This is a genomic window from Flagellimonas algicola, assembly GCF_005937185.1.
GTDB lineage: Bacteria > Bacteroidota > Bacteroidia > Flavobacteriales > Flavobacteriaceae > Flagellimonas > Flagellimonas algicola.
On the sequence record NZ_VCNI01000002.1, the window covers coordinates 971,224 to 992,002 of the forward strand.

The 20,779-nt window shown below is 42.2% G+C and carries 15 protein-coding genes and 1 tRNA gene; 3 read left to right on the plus strand and 13 right to left on the minus strand.

The window, feature by feature from the left end; translation table 11 throughout:
• Positions 1 to 154: 154 nt before the first annotated feature.
• From FGG15_RS13250 to FGG15_RS13310, 13 genes are all read right to left on the minus strand, one after another.
• On the minus strand, positions 155 to 1,177 hold the full coding sequence (locus tag FGG15_RS13250) for a LacI family DNA-binding transcriptional regulator (RefSeq protein WP_138836999.1): 1,023 nt from the start codon (positions 1,175 to 1,177) through the stop codon (positions 155 to 157).
• Between the two features lie 6 nt (positions 1,178 to 1,183).
• Positions 1,184 to 2,170, minus strand: coding sequence for a Gfo/Idh/MocA family protein (locus FGG15_RS13255; RefSeq protein ID WP_138837000.1), 987 nt, complete (start codon positions 2,168 to 2,170; stop codon positions 1,184 to 1,186).
• Between the two features lie 9 nt (positions 2,171 to 2,179).
• Positions 2,180 to 2,881, minus strand: a complete 702-nt coding sequence (locus FGG15_RS13260) for a phytanoyl-CoA dioxygenase family protein (protein ID WP_138837002.1) — start codon at positions 2,879 to 2,881, stop codon at positions 2,180 to 2,182.
• A 12-nt stretch (positions 2,882 to 2,893) separates the two neighbouring features.
• Positions 2,894 to 4,021 carry a glycoside hydrolase family 26 protein gene (locus FGG15_RS13265; RefSeq protein ID WP_138837004.1) on the minus strand — a complete coding sequence of 376 codons (1,128 nt, stop codon included), beginning with the start codon at positions 4,019 to 4,021 and terminating at the stop codon, positions 2,894 to 2,896.
• Positions 4,018 to 5,907, minus strand: a complete 1,890-nt coding sequence (locus tag FGG15_RS13270; RefSeq protein ID WP_161991969.1) for a right-handed parallel beta-helix repeat-containing protein — start codon at positions 5,905 to 5,907, stop codon at positions 4,018 to 4,020. The genes FGG15_RS13265 and FGG15_RS13270 overlap by 4 nt, the downstream gene beginning before the upstream one ends.
• Entirely contained in the window at positions 5,894 to 7,513 is a 1,620-nt protein-coding gene (locus FGG15_RS13275; protein WP_138837007.1) for a glycoside hydrolase family 43 protein, read from the minus strand. The genes FGG15_RS13270 and FGG15_RS13275 overlap by 14 nt, the downstream gene beginning before the upstream one ends.
• A complete protein-coding gene (locus tag FGG15_RS13280; RefSeq protein WP_138837009.1) occupies positions 7,510 to 9,063 on the minus strand; it encodes a sugar porter family MFS transporter in 1,554 nt (517 codons plus the stop codon). The genes FGG15_RS13275 and FGG15_RS13280 overlap by 4 nt, the downstream gene beginning before the upstream one ends.
• A 19-nt stretch (positions 9,064 to 9,082) precedes the next feature.
• Complete coding sequence (locus tag FGG15_RS13285; protein WP_138837011.1) at positions 9,083 to 10,090, minus strand: glycoside hydrolase family 16 protein; 1,008 nt, start codon at positions 10,088 to 10,090, stop codon at positions 9,083 to 9,085.
• Between the two features lie 80 nt (positions 10,091 to 10,170).
• Positions 10,171 to 11,634: a hypothetical protein gene (locus FGG15_RS13290; protein ID WP_138837013.1), complete on the minus strand. Its 1,464-nt coding sequence runs from the start codon at positions 11,632 to 11,634 to the stop codon at positions 10,171 to 10,173.
• Positions 11,635 to 11,654: 20 nt separating this feature from the next.
• The gene (locus FGG15_RS13295; RefSeq protein ID WP_138837015.1) at positions 11,655 to 13,211 is read right to left on the minus strand and encodes a RagB/SusD family nutrient uptake outer membrane protein; all 1,557 of its coding nucleotides are present in this window, start codon (positions 13,209 to 13,211) and stop codon (positions 11,655 to 11,657) included.
• 12 nt (positions 13,212 to 13,223) lie between these two features.
• The gene (locus tag FGG15_RS13300) at positions 13,224 to 16,280 is read right to left on the minus strand and encodes a SusC/RagA family TonB-linked outer membrane protein (protein ID WP_138837017.1); all 3,057 of its coding nucleotides are present in this window, start codon (positions 16,278 to 16,280) and stop codon (positions 13,224 to 13,226) included.
• Between the two features lie 736 nt (positions 16,281 to 17,016).
• A tRNA-Ala gene (locus FGG15_RS13305) sits at positions 17,017 to 17,090 on the minus strand.
• Between the two features lie 55 nt (positions 17,091 to 17,145).
• Positions 17,146 to 17,943, minus strand: coding sequence for a universal stress protein (locus tag FGG15_RS13310; protein WP_138837019.1), 798 nt, complete (start codon positions 17,941 to 17,943; stop codon positions 17,146 to 17,148).
• A 53-nt stretch (positions 17,944 to 17,996) separates the two neighbouring features.
• On the opposite strand from FGG15_RS13310, the gene FGG15_RS13315 reads away from it, so the two are divergent.
• From FGG15_RS13315 to FGG15_RS13325, 3 genes are all read left to right on the plus strand, one after another.
• Complete coding sequence (locus tag FGG15_RS13315; RefSeq protein WP_138837021.1) at positions 17,997 to 18,497, plus strand: GNAT family N-acetyltransferase; 501 nt, start codon at positions 17,997 to 17,999, stop codon at positions 18,495 to 18,497.
• A gap of 12 nt (positions 18,498 to 18,509) precedes the next feature.
• The gene (locus tag FGG15_RS13320) at positions 18,510 to 19,844 is read left to right on the plus strand and encodes an MATE family efflux transporter (protein ID WP_138837023.1); all 1,335 of its coding nucleotides are present in this window, start codon (positions 18,510 to 18,512) and stop codon (positions 19,842 to 19,844) included.
• 76 nt (positions 19,845 to 19,920) lie between these two features.
• Entirely contained in the window at positions 19,921 to 20,688 is a 768-nt protein-coding gene (locus FGG15_RS13325) for an enoyl-CoA hydratase/isomerase family protein (protein WP_138837025.1), read from the plus strand.
• The last annotated feature ends 91 nt before the right edge of the window (positions 20,689 to 20,779 follow it).

A 20,779-nucleotide genomic window follows, 5' to 3' on the forward strand; every position in this document is an offset into this window, starting at 1 on the left:
AACGGGAACCATAGTCTTATACCATTGGAGTACAATAGAGTTGTTTAGCGATAATTCTAAACAAAGTCTACTAAAATTTGTGCCCAGTCTTATAAAAAGAACATTTTTTGGGACACAAGTAAATTCTATTATTGGCCGAAAATAAATCAGGAATTCAAAGCTTAATTGTTGAATCTCGAACAACTAGGCTTGTTTTTACTATTTTGGTCTCAAATGGTCTGTTAGAACCACTGTTCTCTATTCTATCGATCAAGATTTTGGAAACGGTTTCCCCAATATATTTTCCGTGCTGACTTACCATTGTCATTGAAGGTGTTACATATTTGGATAATTCACCATTGGTAAATCCTATAATGGAAACATCCTTTGGAACGTGATAACCTCTGGCTTTTACAATGCTCATGACCTTGACCGCGGTTATTTCATCCAATACCATGATGCCCTCAATCTTCTTATAATTAAGCAAGAGAGATAAGGTAAGATCCAAATCTTCCTTGTCATCTGTGGCTACCACCAATTTTTCATCATACCCCATTTCTTTTTCCTCCAGCGCCTTTTTATAGCCTTCAATTCGCAGTCTGCTGATAACCGAATCCTCAATTGGTGTTATAATTGCAATAGTTTCACATCCGGTATCCAAAAAAAACTTGGTGGCCTTATAACCGGCTTCAAAATCATCTACAATCACCTTGTCACAATCCACCAAATCTGTAACCCTATCGAACATAACTAATGGAATTTGATTTTCGGAAAGTTCATTGAGATGTTCTGCATGTCCCACCAGTTCGGATTCTTCGGCTGCGGAGGAGATAATGACACCATCAACCGATCCTGTTCCGAGCAGCTCTAGGGTTTTGGTTTCTTTTTCCAACGACTGATTGGTGATACAAGTAATTATACTATAGCCCTTTTCATTGGCAACTTTCTCTATACCATACAGGACCTGAACAAAAAAGTAATTCAGAATATTTGGAATGACAACGCCAATGGTCTTAGTGCTTTTATTAAACAAGTTTAAAGCCAATTTATTTGGCCGATAGTGGTTTTCCTTGGCATATAACTTGATTTTGACCTTGAGTTCCTCACTAATTTCATGACTATCTTTTAAGGCTTTTGAAACCGTAGCAATGGATACATTAAAATGTGATGCTATTTCCTTTAGGGTCAATTTCGACATACCATTTTATTGATGCTCAAATGGGAATTCAATTCCCGCCAATTTTCTAACCGAATCTACCACCTCCATAAGTGAACTGGAATCATTATGACTCCATATCTTGCTCTCTATTTCACCCTGGCCAATGCACTTATGGGTTTCCAAGATTTCATAGGTAAAGCCTTTTCCAATAGTTGGCAGGTCATACGTTTTCTGCCAGCCGTTTTTCACCAGAGTGAATCCTTGGGTTTCATGCCATATAGGGTGAATGAATATCTCTCCCTCCTCGCCGCAAATTTTAGCCTTCATATCCGTATTGTTGGCAAAGCCGCTGTATAAAACGGCTTGAGCTTCCGGATAATCGAAGATCATAGCGGTTTGAATTTCAGCTCCCGTATCAAAAAACTTTGATTTGGCAACTATGTCCTTGGGCACACCCAACATAAGATAAGACAAAAATATAGGATAAACCCCCATATCCAATAGGGAACCACCTGCTAAATCAACATTCAATGACCGTGCATTAGGATCATCGTCCAATTTATAAAAAGTGAATTCTGCATTGATATATCTTAACCTCCCAATTTCCCCTGAATCGATCAATTCCTTAATTTTTAAAATGGAAGGATTAAAGCGGGTCCAAAAGGCTTCCATGAAAAATACCCTGTTAACATTTGAAGTAGCAACCATTTCCTTGGTCTCCCTTTGATTGATGGCAACTGGTTTTTCACAAAGCACGTGTTTTCCGTGGTTCATTGCGGCGATACTTACCCTTGCATGGGTATGGTGTAATGTTGCCACATAAACAATATCCACAAGCTTATCTTTGAACAGATTTTCGTAATTCTCGTAATAGTTTTGAACACCGAAAATCTCTGCAAAATCTCTGGCCCTGTCCATGTTATTCGAAGCCACGGCGACCAACTCCGCATCTTTTACAAGTTGAAGATCTTCGGCAAATAATTTGGCAATTCTCCCCAATCCAACTATACCCCAACGAATCTTTTTTTTCATGGCGATAAATTAGTTGCGCTCCTCAATAACCTCTGATGTCGAAAATCGGTAACGCATGTTGCGATAAACGCAGACATCGGTTATATCCTCAGGAGTACCTAGGGGAACTGCCCTAAAATTGGATGATATCCTGTCTTTTTTAACGGGCATTACTCTGTGAAAACAATGACCATGTAGGAAAATCACAGTACCTTTTTTGGGTTGAAAGACCAATTGACCTTCCAAATCGTCATGAGGTTTACCCACTGGAAGTACTCCGGCCTTGTGGGCCTCGGGCATCACTACGATTTCCCCACCTGTTTCATCCGTAATGTCATGGGTGTACACCAATCTATTCAGATTGAATTTTTTCTCATCTTCCGGAGGGCAGTCTTGGTGCCAGGCCTGTCCTTTGGAGCCGGCCTTGGAAAACATCATCATACAATAGAGATTTTGCCAACCATCCCTTAGGATAGCATCTGTAATACCGTTGAATTTTTTATCCTTGTCAATCCCATCAAAATAAGGTTTGTCCTCACGATAGGGAAACCAAGGAATCACCTCTACGGCAGATTTCGCTATAAATTCATCTGTATGCTCCCAATTAGGATTTACCCCGTAATGTTCCAATATCAAATCATTGTACTCATCCATTAATTTTTCGTCAAAAAAATTCTCCAGTACAATGTATCCTTCTTGCCAAAATTTAGTGGTCAATCCATGAATATCCATAGAACCAAGTATTTAATTGTTATTGTACAGTTTTTCGTATAAATCCGCAGTGGACTTGATGTATTTCGATTGAGAGGTAATTTTCCTCCATCGCTCACTAATGGAATCACTCAAGTGCAATCGGGCATCGATTCCTTTAAATGTTGGGTTATTCACCCACATAGGATGGGAATCCCAATGGCAATTGATATAGTGTACCGCTTTAACCACGTCGGGATTATCATCTATGGCACTGAAGAAGGGAATAAACCACTTTTCCCAAGCTTCCTCCGCCTGTATTGGGTCACTTAGCTGCGTTTCTTTGGTCAGGCCATACAATTTTCCGCCATAATCAGATATTGTAGGGGTGGCCTCAGCAATAAAGACCGGCTTGCTTTTTTTGCGGGCAAACTCAAACATTTCAATTTCTTTCCATCTATTAAAAAAGGAAACACCGCACCAATCCACATAATCATCTCCAGGATACCACCCTTCCAAATGCTCTTGTCCAGAAATAAATCCTGTTGATTGCCATACATAAGCTGTGTTTTCAACACCTTTGGCCCTTAGCATGTCCACAATGCGCTTATACGCCTTAATAGTAGTTTCCCGATTATAATGATTCCAAGGATCACCATCAAATTCGTAAGCAATTCGTAGGAAGACGGGTCTTTTACCTAAGGAAAGTAGAAAATCAGCCAATTTATTGATATGGGCATCATGGGTGCCATCCGCCACTTTTTCCTCGTGGTTTACAAACTGGAGACCAATGGCCAGTGCCATATTTTCATAGTTGGGACTGTTGAGCTGCATGGTGGCGTTGTAATCATTGTCGCCCCAATCATGGGTATCAAAAAGTCCATCCAAACCTTCTTGCGTGCGTCCAAATGAATTCTCACCCGGATTGATATTTGAATAGGTGGTCCAACCTGCCGGCCTGTCAAAATGATCTAAATATCCATCATTAAACGCCTCCAAACCACCCACTGCTTCCAACTCCTGTCCTACAAACAGTAATACCTCACCATCTTTGGGTTCAAATTTTGCCAGCTTTCTTTTTGGAGTTTCTTCTTGTGTGGATTCCACTGCTTGTTCTGCATCTGGCTGTTGTTTGCATCCAAATGCCAAGATGGCCAAGATCAAAATGAGTAACTTTTTCATGGAGTTATTTTTAGTGATTGATTTTCATTTAAACTTATTCCGGGAGTATGCATTTCAACAAACGGCCCTGGCAAGGTTTCTTGTTTTCTTGGATTATTATGGAAATCCATGGAGACTTCTTTTAAGGAGGGCACTAATTCCAAGGTATTGGAACTGTTCCAAAATAAAAACAGGGCTTCCCTATTGAATTCAACAGGCACTCTTAAAAAGGAGCTATTCTGATCCAAATTGCTTTTGCCAAAAGTCCCCGGGTCTATAAAATTGGGTTCCGAAGTACTTATGTAAACATTGTGGTTGGCAGTATTACTGTCTGAGCTAAATCTAAAAGGTCGCACATTTATAAAAATGTTGTTGTAGACTCTATTTTCCTCAGCCGTCAGCTTTCGCCCATTTTGATAGCGGTCTGTCTGAACTATAGCATGTACGGCATTACCAGTTGTATTGGCCACCAGGTTATGATATACCTTTAAGTAATCGGTATCGTTGGCATAAATGCCGTTGCCATCTATGTTCCAAACAAAGTTGTTATCCACCAAATTTGGGAAGTGACTGGCCTCAACAAAGATTCCCCCTTGTATGTTTTGTACATCGTGAATTACATTTTGGGTGGTCCGGGAATAGCGTATATCCCAGTCCAACCAAATTCCATTTCCACCCTGAATGTTATGGATATGGTTTCCCTTGACCAGGGTTCTATGGGTGACCAACATTTTAATCCCCGAACATTCCCAGTAATTTTCGGCATCTTGCCAACCAATGTGATGGATGTGATTGTTTTGGATTATGCCATCCGAAACCACGAAACTTCGAATTCCGGCCGTGCCACAATCATGGATATGGTTGTTTCGTACGATCATAAAGCCTTGACTATCTTTTCTATCTCTTCGAATATTCTCTGGATTTGGGTCATTGGTCTCGTAAGCCAAATAACCAAACTCCAGCCCAGAGGAATTTATTTGTCTAATGGTATTATCCTCAATAATCCAATGATGCCCGCCCAAAGCCGTTACCGCTCCGGTACTGGTTCGTAAGAACCCATTGGCACAGTGTTCAAAAGTGAAACCACGGAGCTGAATGTAATTAAGCCCAACTTTAGAAGGCTTGAACAAATGTTGCTGGGTAGCAATCTCAATGACCGAGGTGTTTGGGTTCTTGCCATCAAAACCATGAACGTGCAACGTCTTTCCATCCACATCAACCCAAAATGAACCTGGGATTTTCGCCAAATCTCCGTAATCCTCCAGTTGGGTCATTCGTCTACCATTTTGAAATACCAAGGCACGTCTGGAAGTGTAAGGTGCAATTTCTTTTACCAAATTGGCCCAGGGCATCAATGCATGTTCTTCCGGTAAGATATTGGGAAGTTGAAACGGATAGTACCTGCCATCAAAAAAAGTGTCTGGCACTGTGGTCACCCAAATTTTTCTGGACCAGGTATACTGAAGGGACGGGTCTGACAACACATCGGTATACACCTTATTTTGCTTCCATTCGGCATTTAAAATTCTTGAGCCTTTTACCACAACCTTTTCACCGGGGGCAGCTTCATAAGATATCATTTTGTCAATGGATGTACCACCTTGCAAAGGATGAATGGTTTCCCTATATATGCCCCCATAGACTAAAACCCGTTCGCCAGATTTTACCACGGATGCCGCCTTGTTGATGGTTTCAAAAGGATTTTCTTTGCTACCGTCATTACTGTCTGATGCATTCGGGTGCCTTTGATCAACCACATAGGTCCTGGTATATTCCGTTTCGTTTGCCCATGCCGAATAACTGTCCCAATCAAAGTTTTGATTGGAGCTTTGGGCATTTGAATGGAAAAACTGTATGCACATTAAAACAACAAGGATGAATTGTATGCTATAATTATTTCTTTTCATTTGATTGATTCTGTAAATATTTAATTTCTTGATAATCGAACCATTTAAAATCGGCATGATGCTCATTCATAGCTAGGTCTTGGCAACAGATGCCAACAAAACTTCCAGTAAAAGCAGGTCTATAACGACTTCTTCCATCCCTCACATGATCGTCAGACAGAATACTGGCATCTAGCTCTCGACCAATTTTTTTGAAGGTTTTACCATCAGTGCTACAAGAAAACTGAAGTATTTCCCTGTTCATTTCTCCTTTTAAAACAACCGATTCTACCCCTGTGACATCTTCCAATTCTTCCTGAAAACTCATTTTATAGTTATCTGAAGAGATCACGTTAAGCATTTTTTTGGAACCGTCTGGGTTGGACGTGATGCAAACATAATGGTAATGACCTGCATTGTAGTAAAAGACCAGGCCTGCCATATGGTGCAGGTTTTGGGGTTGAAACTCAACCTCGGTACTCGCCACAATATGAAAATCCTGTATTCTTCTTGCCAACAAACTCTGTTGATGCAGTGAAGTCAATGACTCTTTACCGTATAATCTCAGGTAGCCATTTCTTGCGGTAAGGCTGCACCAATCTTCCGTCATGGGTATCCTTAAAGATTGGAATTCAATAGGGACCATATGGGCATCAAAATTGACCATACTTCCATTGTGCGAAAAAGTGTGTTCTGGCAAATTGGGTTTGGGAATTCGTTCCCTAGGAACCCGACCTCCACTTTTAAGCCACGGCCACCCATCTTTCCATTCCAATTCTTCAATAGCAGTTTCCCTGCCTAGGGTGCAATTACCTCTAGTAGTCAGCGGTCTGCCCACCAAAAACACCGCATACCAATCCCCATTTTGGGTCTCCACTAAATCCCCATGTCCTGATTTTTGCAAAGGATTTCCCTCGCTTTCCGCAGCCGAGATAAAAGGATGTTTGGGATGAAATTCATATGGGCCAAATATGGAAGAACTTCTACCGATACTCATTGCATGGCCGTATTCCGTGCCGCCTTCCGCAAGCACTATATAGTAATAATCACCTCTTTTATATAGATGTGGTCCTTCTGTTAACCCCAAGTCGGTTCCTTCCGTTAGGTAATGAACGTCTCCGACCAGCTTTTTTTGGAGCGGATCGTATTCTTGCATTTCTATTCCTCCAAAAAACCTTCCATTTCTATGGTCCACCAACATGCTGACGTACCATTTTTTACCCCTATCATGAAACAAGGAACCGTCGAAACCGCGTGAGGACAGATAAATGGGCTCACTCCAATCTCCATAGATATCCGTTGTGGTGACCATGTAGTTGGGAGTATCTTTCCACACACCATCAAAGGATTTTACATTGGTGTAAACCAAATAGAAAACGCCATTGTCATAAGTTAAACAGGGGGCCCAGACTCCGCAAGAATCTGGAATGCCCTTCATTTGTAGTTGAGAGGTCCGGTTAAGTGGTCGTGCAACCAAACGCCAATTTTTCAAATCCTTGGAATGGTGGATTTGAACCCCCGGAAACCATTCAAAAGTTGAAGTGGCGATAAAATAGTCATCACCAACACGACAAATGGATGGATCGGGATTAAAGCCTTTTAATATTGGATTTTGTATGTAACTCATTGCGTAATCAAATCTTTTTCTAATTCTTCAAGGGATTTTCCCTTGGTCTCAGGAAGTGTTTTTAGGAAAATAAAGAAGCCCACAAGGGCAATTACACCATAGATGTAAAAAGACGCTGCATTCCCTAAAGTGGCCAATTCCCATGGAAAAACCTGGGTCACCAGCCAGCTGGATAGGCCATTCAAAAAACCCACAAATCCAATGGCCAAACCCCGATACCGATTTGGGAACAACTCAGAGAGCATAACCCACATGACCGGTCCCAAAGAAAAAGCAAAGCAGGCTATGAAGCCTAGGATACCAATAAGAACCAAAGTGGGGTTCATTTGTGTTGCCGCCTCCAGGATTGGACCTTCGTTATTTGCATATTCACGAGATCCCAGGGCTGCGAGCATATCATTTTTGAAATCTATATCATTGTGGTATTCCTTGGAAACATAATGCGCTAGCTTAGGCTGGATTGATTGTTCCAAAGTGACCAGCTTATCCGAAGTAAGGGTGTAAGTGGCCTGTTGAAAACCATAGCCGCAGAGCAGCATGCTAATGGCAATACCTCCCACGCCCACCAGAAGTAACGGTCTTCTTCCAATCTTGTCAATAAGAAAAATGGCTACGAAGGTAAAAAGTACCGTTGTAAGGCTTAGAAGAATTCCAGAGGCAAAAGCGGCATCGGTTCCAATTCCAGTTTGTTTAAATATGGAAGTTGCGTAATAGTAAACTGCATTTATCCCTGTGACCTGTTGCAAAATTGCCAGCCCAATTCCCACACCAAGAACAAACCGCAAGGATTTCTTAAACAAACTCTTCAGATGAACCTTGTCCTTATTTTTTCTGGCTTCAGAAAGACTTTTAACAATATGGGAGGCTTCCAAAGATGCCTTTTCCGAACCATGGATTGATGCCAAAACCATTTCCGCTTCTTGATCTCTTTCCTTGATAAACAGCCATCTTGGGCTTCGGGGCACCAAGAACAATAAGCTAAAATACAGTAGCGCCGGAATGAGTTCTACGGCCAACATAGAACGCCAAACATTGGACACCGTCAAGAAAGATGAAGCACCAGAAGTAAAGGCACTATTGATATAATAATTGCTTAAAAAAGCCGCAAAAAACCCTAAAACTATATTCAGTTGCTGGATAGAGACCAATTTTCCGCGGGCTTCGGCCGTTGAAACCTCCGCAATATATACAGGCGCAATGATCAGGGCTGCTCCAAAAGCAACACCTCCAATCATACGTGCAATCCAAAGCATATGAAATCCGGTTGCATATGCGGAAAGCAAAGCTGACAAAGCATAGGTAAAAGCGATGATCAAAAGCATCTTTTTCCTTCCTAAAACATCACTTGCCCTTCCCGAAACAAGCATAGCAAACATAGCGGCAAACAAGGGTGAACTGGGCACCCATCCTTGTTCTGATGTGTTGAGGTCAAACTCTGGCGTCACATAGTTCATGACCCCAGAAATGATAGCAGCATCAAAACCGTACAAAAAGCCTCCCAATGAAACGACAAAAGCGATAAACCATGTTTTTTTTGTTGTGCCTGTCATAATTGGGAAGTCTTATAAATTATTCATTTGCTTTAAAAACCCGAATGTAATCCACTAGCAAAAATGCCGGGAAATTTGAAGGAACTGGGGCCACATTAGGCAAATTTCCACCAACTGATAGTGCAAAAACGAAGTAAAATTGATCATTAAATGGATATGGTTGCCCATTGGCTTGCGTAGTTGCTGGCGTCATGGTATGATATTCAATGTCATTGACCAACCAAGTAATTTTATCTTCTTCCCAAATTATGGAAAAAACATAATATACTTCATCAAAGGAATTTCCGTCCAATGCATCAAAATGGACCGAGTTAAAACGGTGATTGGCGGGAAAGTTGATGCCATAATGTCCCGTGCCCAAAATATCATTTCTGTCTTCCCCTAGGTATTCCATTATATCGATTTCCCCTCCACTGGGCCAATAGGCGCCAGGGTCTTCAATAGTATAATCTTTGTTTAACATGAACAACGCTACCCAAGTTCCAGCAACAGAGGGCATGCTAGCGCGGATATCTACTCTGCCATACTGAAACTCGAAAAGGTCATCCGTATGGATTCTTGATGAGGAGTATTCCTGTCCAAAATTAAATTCATTTTTGGCCTCCATGACCAAATTTCCTTCGACAAAGTATAGGTTCTGACTTCGGTCCGTAAAGGCTTGAAGTTCATTATTACCCCAACCGCAGAGATTAGGACATCCCGTTCCCAAGTGAAAATCCCATTTGTCCCTGTCCAAGCTTTCACTTTCAAATTCATCGGACCAGGCCAAAGTATAGCCAGTATATGAATCCGGAGTACTATAACCCGAATCAGGAATGACCAAATTGGAAGTACAGTCCTCACAGTTGGTACCTCCGCAATCCACACCTTCCTCATCCCCATTTCGTATACCATCAGAGCAACTGGCTTGAGGTACCGGAACCTCGTCATCAACATTGCCAGTACTATCATCACTTGATGAACAGGCAAAAAAGAGTGAAAGCAAACCGAAAGCAAAGAATAAATGACTCTTTAATTGGTAGATCATATCAAAAGTTGCGTCATAATAGTTGGGGAGAACAAATTTCTCCCCAACAAAGGCTAATTAATAACTCTATCTATCTAACCTTACTCAAATGGGATAAAATCCTTTATATAGAATTGTCCCGGTTCTGGATGTCCGGAACCGCCAAATCTAAGGGTATAATTATCGTAGGTGGTATTATTCATCAACAAGGTTGTACCATCAGCTGCAGAAGTGGCATCTGTTCCATCAAACTCCAAGGTAACCCAGGAATCAAAATCTGCTGGATCTACAGTAGCTGTCAAAACCGTCCATCTCTGCCAGAAATTGCCATCCACATTATCATGAAGAATCAATTCTACCACAGGATCTAAAGTTCCTGAAAAGTCGTTAGTGGATGGGATGTAAACATCCAGATTAAATTTGTGATAAACCGAAAAGTCAATGATTTCAGGTTGGGGTTGGAATTTAAAGTCTTCAAAGCCACCAAATGGGCCATTTTCAGGTCTATTGATCAAGGTAACCGCATCAGTACTTCCAGCAGGATCTGAAACCCTGTATTCGGGAACCACACCTTGTGATGGGGTATCATTTGGAACCAAATTGGCGCCTGAACTCGCATCCCCTGATTCAAAGGTAAAATACACCGGTAGACCAGAACCTGCCAACGCATCGGCTCTCGGATTTCCTGGGGCGATAAAACTTGTAGTGGGTTTAAAATCCCTAATATAAAATTCACCGGCTTCGGTATGGGCACTACCTCCGAACCTAAGCGTAATGTTATCATAAGTAGTGTTGTCCGCAAGAGGAACACCCGCATCGGCGGATACGGCGCCAGCCGCAGTCCCATCAAACCGTAGGGTAACCCAGGAATCAAAGTCCGCTGGATCCACTGTTATTGGAAGTATCGTCCAACGTTGCCAGAAGTTACCATCCACATTATCATGCAAGACCACTTCTACGAGCGGCTGAAGATTTCCTGAGAAATCATTGCTGGATGGAATGTAAACGTCCAAGGTGAATTTGTTATAACTGGAGAAATCTATGGGTGCAGGTTGCGGTTGGAATTTGAAATCCTCAAATCCCCCAAATGGTCCATTTTCCGGTCTAAGTATGTGACCAATCAATTCGTCACTCCCAGCCGGATCCGCCATACCAAAATTAAAGGTTACCCCTTGGTTTGCTTGAGCCAGAGGAACCAAGTTGCGGCCTGAATCAGGGTCGTTGGCTTCAAAGGTGTAGTAATACGGCAGCGAACCGCCTGCCAAATCATCTGCCCTTGGGGTAGGCACACACATTTCGCATGGGCCGCCACAATCGATACCTTCCTCACCTTGGTTTTGAATACCATCCGTGCAAGACGGACAGACCACACCACTTCCACCACCACAGTCAATACCTTCTTCGTCCAGGTTTTGGATACCATCACTATACGAGGCAATTACTGCATTGAGCTGTTCAAAATACTTTTCGTCATCACAGGAAATAACCACTCCAAAAATTCCCAGAGCAATTACTATAGCTGTAAGCCTAAGCGATGATGTTTTTATGCTATATACTTTTTTCATTTTTCTGTTTTTTGGATTAATTAGTATCCTGGATTTTGTTCCAACATACCCGCTGGATACGTATCTATTTCTTGTTGAGGAATAGGCAACAACAAATCTCTAGGAGCAGCGAAGTCTGTCTTACCTACAGCCGCCAGTGCAGGCGCAATTACGCCCCCACCATCAACACCATCCCAGCGAACCAAATCGGTAAAACGGTTCCAGCCTTCCGTAGCGAGTTCCCTTCTACGTTCATCACGCACCCCTTGTACGGTATATGCAGGTGCCGCTGTGTTACCAAGGCCATAAGCCCGATCCAAAACTTGCTGGAAAGACGAAGCTCCATCGCCTCCACCTCCCATAATGGAAGCTTCAGCATGCATTAGTAAAACATCTGCATAACGCAGTATTTTTTCGTTTAGCGGAGAACTTGGAGGGCCCAGGAGTACCTGGACTTCTTCAAAAGTCAAGAAGTATTTTTTTGCTCCGGTATTTACACCAATGGCATAGCCAAAGTTGTCTGGTACTGGATCAAAATTCAAAGCGGCCAGACCGGGGGAATTCAACACCTGACCCGGGAGTAAAAATGTAGCTGCTTTACGCTGATCACTATCGTCAAAGAAATCCACTAGATCCTGTCTGGGAATGAAATTGTTGAAGGAGGGATAAGTTCCAGAAAGGAATGGGAAAGACCATCTCCACATGGCGGAGCCTTCTTGGGTAACCCCAGGACCATTTGCTGAAAGTCCATCTTGATAGTTGATTTCAAAAAGGGATTCTGGGCCAAATTCAGTAGTCTGTAAGAAGTTGTTTCTAAAATCGGATTCCAAGCTGTAAACCCCCTGAGCCATCACTTGTTCGGCTGCATTGACTGCTTCGGACCATTTTTCTTGATATAAAAATACCTTGGTCAACAATCCCAATGCCGCACCTGAGGTAGCAGAACCTTGTACCCGCTCTGAACCTTTAACCGGAAGTATGGCAGCAGCGGCTTGCAAGTCTGCTTCAATAAAGGCGTATACTTCAGAGGCAGATGCCCTTGGTTTAAAAATCTCTTGATCCGTTGAGGTGACCGCCTCTTCAAACAGCGGCACGCCTCCCCAAAGTTTTACTAATTCGAAATAGTATAATCCTCTTAAGAATCTTGCTTCCCCAACAATTTGATCTTGTAATCCTGGAGTGTCAAAGCGTTCAAAATTTGATGCCAATTCAATGGTAAAGTTGGCACGTGAAACGCCCCTATACCACTTGGCCCACAAGGAGGCAACGGCTGGCAGCGAAGGGATAATGGTACTGAATTGATCCCATTGTGCTCCAATGGCCCAGAAGCTTGCGGATTGTGAATGACAGTCGTCAGCTCTGGTTCCTTGCGCCATTAATGGAAAGGTCTGGTTCCCCAAAATCTGTTGCCATTGCAAGGGATCATACGCCGCATTTAAACTGGATATCACGGCATTCTCTGTTTCAAAAGCCGTATCAATGGATATTGATGTGGCTGGTTGAAGGTCTTCTATATCGCTACAGGCTGTTCCCAAAACCATCAGGGCAACAAATAGGAACTTTGCGATTTTCTTAGTTGTATTTTGTGTGTCTTTCATTTTCAAAGCTTATTAAAAGTTTATACTAGCGCCTAGAAGAATCTGACGGGGCTGAGGAAAGAATCCTTGATCGATTCCTATATTCAATGATGTGTTTACATTGTTTTGACCAATCTCTGGGTCAATACCTGGGTATTCAGTTAACACGAACAAGTTCTGACCTGAAACAAATAATCTAAGACCCTTCATTCCCAAGGTTTCCAGTACACTATCGGGAAGGTTATATCCCAAAGTCACATTTTTTAATTTCATATAGGTACCATCTTTTATATGGAAATCAGAAATCAGATTTTCCCCATTTCCTGCAGTACTAACTACAACATTTCTTGGAGCTCCCGGTTCCGTTACATAAGACGCTGGCCTATTGGTTCCAAGTGCATCATATCGGATGGTGGCATCCAAGATGTCATTTCCAATAGTTCCGGACATGAAGGCGGAGAAATCAAAGCCTTTGTAATTCAATCCTAGATTGAATCCAACCGTTGCATCCGGATTGGGGTCGCCAATTATGGCTTTATCACCACTATCAGGTACAAGTTGATTGTTGCCACTTCCGTCCAAATCAGCGAAGATCAGGTTGCCGTTGGCATCCCTTCCTTCAACTACGAATCCATAAAAACTTGCCACGGAGTTACCAACACTGGAGCGCGAAGCAAAATCATTGAATTGCGGCTGGATTTGGGCACTGTTTATAAAGGAAGTTTCCCCTAAACTGGTAACCTCATTATCGTTGAAACCAAGATTGGCACCAACATTCCAACCAAAACCACTATCGTAATTTTCACGATAAGTAAGTAAAATTTCAAATCCTTTGTTCTCAATGGTACCCGTGTTTTCAGAAGCGGGGTTTAGACCGGAGGTCAAAGGTGTTGTTGCCGCCAATAAGATGTCGGAAGTTTCCTTGATATAGTAATCAATTGTAATTCCCAATTTGTTACTGAAAGCATTAATGTCCAATCCAACATTGAATTGGGTTAGTTCCTCCCAACCAAGGGCCGGATTGGCCAAACTGATTTGTGCAATTCCAGGCTGCCCAGCATAACCGGCTTGCGTGGTCAATTGTGCGAGATAGTCAAATGGACCGAGGGACTGGTCATTACCGCTAATTCCCCAACCTGCACGTACTTTTAGTAAATCGATGGCACCCGAATCGCTTAAGAAGTCTTCTTCGGATAAAACCCAGCCTGCTGATACCGCAGGAAACCATCCCACACGGTTATCAGAACCAAAGCTTGAGGATTTGTCCCTTCTCAATACTGCGCTTAGCAGGTACTTTTCCTTGAAATTGTAGTCCACTTTTCCGAAGAAAGATTCCAAAAACCTTTGGATGGTAACTCCCGGGGTAACCGTTGCATCGGTGATGTTGTCCGATAAGGCAAAATTGACACGCCCAAAATCGTTAGTAAAAAACGCACCAGTATCGTTGATCAAGTCTCCTCCAAAGAAATTGGTTTTGACCAATTCGTACCCAACGAGGGTGCTTAAATTATGATTGGTGTCCGATAGCTCATCAAACGAATATTTGGCCGTTCCACCCCACTGCCTGTTTTCCGCAGTACTTTTCACTTCAGAATATGACACTCCGGTAGACGTATCGTATTCCTGGGTAGGCTGTTGGATTAAGGGGGTAAAAGTCCTATTGAAAATGGAATTATGGAATGATCCATACCAGCCTCTTAAGGTTAAGTCATCCAAGACATCATAATCCAACGAAACATTTAAATTGGTTGCATCTTGTGTAATCTGGTTGTTGGTAGCCGCAATGGAGAACAATGGATTCTGGACCGCACCCAAGCTATTCAATGGAACCCCATTTGCCGTTGGCACCCCATTGTTCAAAAAGGGGTTTGCAAAATTACCATCTTCATCAAACGGTTGGTAAATGGCAGGTAAGGCATTGATAAAACTGCTGATTCCCACTCCAGCTCCCCCGGTGTTTTGCGGAATCACAAACCGATCTTGGTTTTGGTATTGCGCCGAAGCGCTGAACGAAATTCTATCGGTAATGTCTGCGCTTAGGGAGGCTCTTATGTTTCTTCTGTTAAATTCTGCTTTTCCTTCACCACCAAGAATTCCCTCTTGACCGAAATAACCTCCGGAAGCCGAATAGGCAATTTTATTGGAGCCACCAACGATGGAACCGTAGTAGTTCTGCACTGGGGCATCGTCAAACAATACGTCATACCAATCGGTGTCTGGCAATAGGGCCCGTTCCGCATCAGTAAAAGCACCACGGAAGCCCGCTGCAGGGGTACCCGCTGCAGCTACACCCTCATTATAGTATTGTACATATTGGTCCCTGTTCATCAATTCTGGTTTGTTGGCCAAACTTTGGATACCATACGAAGTTCGAATGGTAATCTCTGGTTTCATGGCTCTTTTAGAACCTTTCAATGTCTCTACCAAGACAACTCCATTACCACCTCGCGAACCATAGATAGCTGTGGAAGCAGCATCTTTAAGCACAGTTTGCGAAACAATATCATTAGGATTTAGGAATCCCAAATTGGGAACCTGGATTCCATCCACAATGTAAAGTGGGTTCGAATTGTTTAGTGTTCCAATTCCACGAACACGTACCGTTTGTGGTGAACCTGGCGAACCGGAATTCTGTTGGACTACCACTCCTGGCACGGTACCCTGTAGGGCCGCTTCCGCCTGGGAAATTGGCAATTCCCTTATCTGGGCTGCTTTTACTGTAGCAACTGCCGTGGTGACCAGTCTTTTGTTTTGGGTCTGTCCATAACCCAAGACCACCACCTCGTCCAAGGTTTCGGCACTTTCGGTCAACACAACGGAAATGTTGGTGTTGCCATTAAGAGCAATCGTTTGCGAATTGTAACCAATATAACTGATGGCCAACGAGGCGTTGCTATCAGAGACGGTTATGGTAAAATTTCCATCAAAATCTGTTTGAGTGCCATTGGTCGTCCCCTGTTCAACGACAGTTGCCCCACCCAACGGGCCATTACTGTCCGAGACGTTTCCGGTAATGGTTTGCGCACTAGCGTCAAATCCTATTCCCGCGAGTAGTAGCATGAATAAAAGAACAACATAGTTTGTACTCATGAGCTTCGAGTGTTTAGTTAGTAATTGAGTTGTCAGAAGTATTTTGCGCGTTCAAATACTGCTGAATGTTCAAGTCAAAACTATTTGAAGGTGGTCTGAATGTTTGCTTTTTTAACAGAGGTAGGTTGGCCTTGGACAATTTTGTGAAGACTATGGTCAAGAATTTTGAACAATCGCATTGAATTGATTATCAGTCTTTTACATCTTAATTACTTTGTTAACGAAAGTTTAACTTAACCGTTTACGTAAATTTTTCGAAAATTCTAGTTGATTTTGCCTGATTATCAGAAATGGGTGTAGAAATTTGAATAATTCCAATTTATCGGAATAGGAAAATAAAATATCGGTGATATTTTAATAGTTCTATACCCTAATGACAAGTTTGCTGGAATTGATTTACGCCCAAAACTTACCAGGACAAACAAAAGGATAAGTTTCTAGCTACGTTGAAGCTGGAGGACAAATCCACAATTGAAATAATAGAAAAAGAAAATAAAGGGACTTATGTCAATTTTTGGAACTTAAGTATTCGTAAGTTTAGAGTGATGTGGTTTTAAAAAAGTTAGCGTAGAGAACTCCTGAAAATTAGATGAAAAGCATAACATCTTGATAGATTATGGCTCTTTTAATGTTAAATTTCACTTAATCTCAAAGAAAATTTCAAAAGTGTGCACAAACTGTGCATTTTGAAAAACAAAAAAAGCCCTCACATCTGTGAAGGCCTATGATTACTAGGTGGAGAATACCGGATTCGAACCGGTGGCCTCTTGCCTGCCAGGCAAGCGCTCTAGCCAACTGAGCTAATCCCCCGCAGAGCGCAAAGGAAAGACTTTTTATGAAAGTTTCAAAATAGGATTGCCTAAGCCTAGACTTTTTTTACGCTTAGGACCAAAACAGGAATGGGAACAAAAAATTCGGATTTGGGAACTGTGTTCTTTTCCCACAATTTCTTGAAGAACCCACGTTTTCTTCGGAATACACATAACATATCCGGTTGCTCTTTTTGGAAGTATTCCAACACTCCTAAATAAGTAGATGCCTGTTCCGTAATATTCAATTTTTGACTAAGATCCAACAAGGCGGTATTAACCTGTAAATCCTCCTCAGAATACCCCGGCCTTTTTACCAAAAGTAAACTTATGTTGGCTCTGAACTTATCCTTTATGGCCACCAAGGGATTTAAAACTCTGTTCCGTTTCAAAATTCCGGAACCAAAGGCGGTCATTATACTTTTTATGGGTTTGAATTTGGTTCCTTTGGGCACCAATAGTGCAGGTATGTTAGTTTGTTTCACGATTCTACCAGAGGTGTTCCCTAAATAAAGCTCTTCTTTGATATCATTGCTTCGCGGGGCCATAATAATCAAATCAATACCCAGCTCCTTATGTATGCTTTTCAATCCATCTACAATATCTCCATTGTATGTGGCTATTTTGATGTCGACCTTACCGGTGTTCACCGTGTCAATGATTTCCTTTATTTGCTCTTTGCTACTTTGGGCCACTTTTTGTTCCACGTTGGCTAAACTTCCAGCTGCGGATATAACCGTAATCACATCCATTACATAGACCTGCGCCCCAAACTTAGCGGCAAAGTCAATGGCATATTGAAGTGTGTCGGAAGAATTAGGGGATGTTCCAATGGGTACAAGAATATTGTTCATGGGATGGTGGTTATGATTATAGCTTAAATTTACAATTAAATTGAAATCAATCAATGATAAGACTTGCAAAGATCTCAGATATTGATGGTATTCTTGAAATTACGCGCTCTTGCGCGGCAAAAATGCAGGGCGATGGAATTTATCAATGGAATGAACACTACCCTTCAAAACAAGCCTTCTTAAAGGATTTGGAAAGAGGTGAACTTTATATAAAAGAAGTCGACGGCAAGCTTGTTGGGGCAATTGTTGTATCCACATTTATGGACGAAGAGTATGTCCCTGTTCAATGGTTGACCCCCAACTGTAACAGCAGCTATATTCATCGAATTTGTGTGGACCCTAAACTTCAGGGCAAAGGACATGCCCAAAAATTAATGGATTTTGCAGAAGAACAATCTAGGGAGAAAGGCTTTGCTTCTGTAAGGCTGGACACCTTCTCCCAGAATAAGAGAAATCAACGGTTTTATGAACAAAGAGGATATCAAAAACTGGGGGATATCTTCTTTCCAAAACAAAGTAGCCATCCTTTTCATTGTTACGAACTAGTGCTGTAACTTGCACCAACTTTGGCAACTGCAGTTAACTTAAAAAGCATCAATCAGCTGGCAATTCCGGCCACCATTTCAGGGATTGCGGAACCTATTCTATCCATTACGGATACAGCAATAGTGGGCAATATTCCTGTTGATGGACTTGAATCCCTTGCCGCAGCAGGCATAGTAGGCTCGTTTTTATCCATGCTCATTTGGGTTTTGGGCCAAACACGTAGCTCTATTTCGGCCATTATCTCACAATATTTAGGTGCTGGAAAATTGGAGGAGGTAAAAAACCTACCAGCTCAAGCTATTTTTTTCAATATACTGCTGAGCATTGTGGTCCTTCTTTCAACAATTTTCATTGTCGAGGAAATTTTTAGTTTGTTTGAAGCCACAGGCAAAATCTTGGAGTATTGTATCTCGTACTATTCTATAAGGGTCTGGGGGTTTCCTCTGACGCTATTCACTTTTGCTGTTTTTGGCATTTTTAGAGGGTTGCAGAATACTTTTTATCCTATGATCATTGCGTTGATCGGGGCAGTTCTAAACATTGTTTTGGACTTTGCATTTGTATATGGTATAGAAGGAATTATCCCGGCTATGTACTTGGATGGCGCGGCTTGGGCCAGCCTAATTTCTCAAGCCGTAATGGCCTTGTTGGTTTTTATATTGCTCATCAAAAAAACTGAAATAAGTCTAAAACTGGTCTTCCCATTAAACAAGGAACTAAAGCGACTGATTTTCATGAGCCTCAATTTGTTCGTTAGGGCCTTGGCGCTGAATGCGGCATTGATCATAGCAGTTAGGGAAGCCACAGCTTTGGGCGACCGGTTCATCGGGGCGCACACCATTGCAATTAACCTATGGCTGTTTGCCGCCTTTTTTATCGACGGATATGGCGCGGCAGGGAACAGCATGGGCGGAAAATTGTTGGGAGCCCAGGATTACAAAGGACTTTGGCGACTGGCAACAAAGATTATGAAGTACGGAATGGTCGTGAGCCTCATTCTGATGCTTCTCGGTTTTATATTTTACTACTCCGTAGGAGAGATTTTCTCTAATGATATGATTGTTTTGAACACCTTCTATAGCATTTTCTTTATTGTTATTCTTGGCTTGCCCATGAACACTATGGCTTTTGTTTTTGATGGCCTATTTAAAGGACTTGGGGAAATGAAGTATTTAAGGAACGTTTTGCTATCAGCTACTTTTATAGGATTTATTCCAGCTTTGTATATAGGCAAATACCTGGGTTGGGGATTTTATGCCATTTGGATTGCCTTTGTGGTTTGGATGATGATCAGAGGACTGGCATTGGTCTGGAAATTCAGAAGAAAATTTAAGCCGTTGGTGCAAAACTCTTAATTTAGTACAATCATGTTCGGAGTCTTGATGTTTGAACTCTGAAAACTGATTACGATACTCATACTGAAAATATAAGATGCCAACTGACAGAACAAACGGAAGCCTCTACACTAAAATTGAAAATAATGTTGCTTGGGTTGAGTTTGGACATCCAGCAAGTAATTCGTTTGTTTCTGAATTGCTGGCCAGACTGGCTTCTGAACTTGATAAGATTTCCCAAAACAAGGAGGTTTCCTTAATTGTTTTAAAATCGGAAGGGGACAGGGCTTTCTGTGCAGGTGCCTCTTTTGATGAATTGGTGGCCATTTCCAATATGGAGGAAGGTAAGGCTTTCTTTGCGGGCTTTGCCAACGTGATTAACGCTATGAGAAAATGTAGTCAACCCGTTTTTGGACGGGTTCAAGGTAAAACCGTTGGTGGCGGAGTAGGTCTTACCTCGGCCTGCGACTATGTGTACGCCACTGAAGCTGCCTCGATCAAGCTATCCGAAGTTTCTATCGGGATAGCACCCATGGTCATTGCACCAGCGGTGGAGCGTAAAATTGGGAAATCCGGCTTGGCAGAACTTTCTTATGCGCCCACAGAATGGAAAAATGCATATTGGGCCAAGGAAAAAGGGCTGTACTCCAAGGTATTTGACTCCATTGCCTCAATGGACAAGGAGTTGGAGTTTCACGTTCAAAAAGTGGCAACATATAATGCCGAGTCACTTGCTGAAATGAAGCGTGTACTTTGGGAAGGCACTTCGCACTGGGATCAATTGCTTACGGACAGAGCGGAGGCATCCGGGAAGCTGGCGTTATCACCCAACACTAAAGCAGCATTGGAAAAGTTCAAAAAATAATTGCATGGACATTCTTTCATATTTAAATAGTGATCTTGTTTTTCCCATTTTGGCCTTACTGGTCATTGCGGTTTATATTGTAACCCGGGTT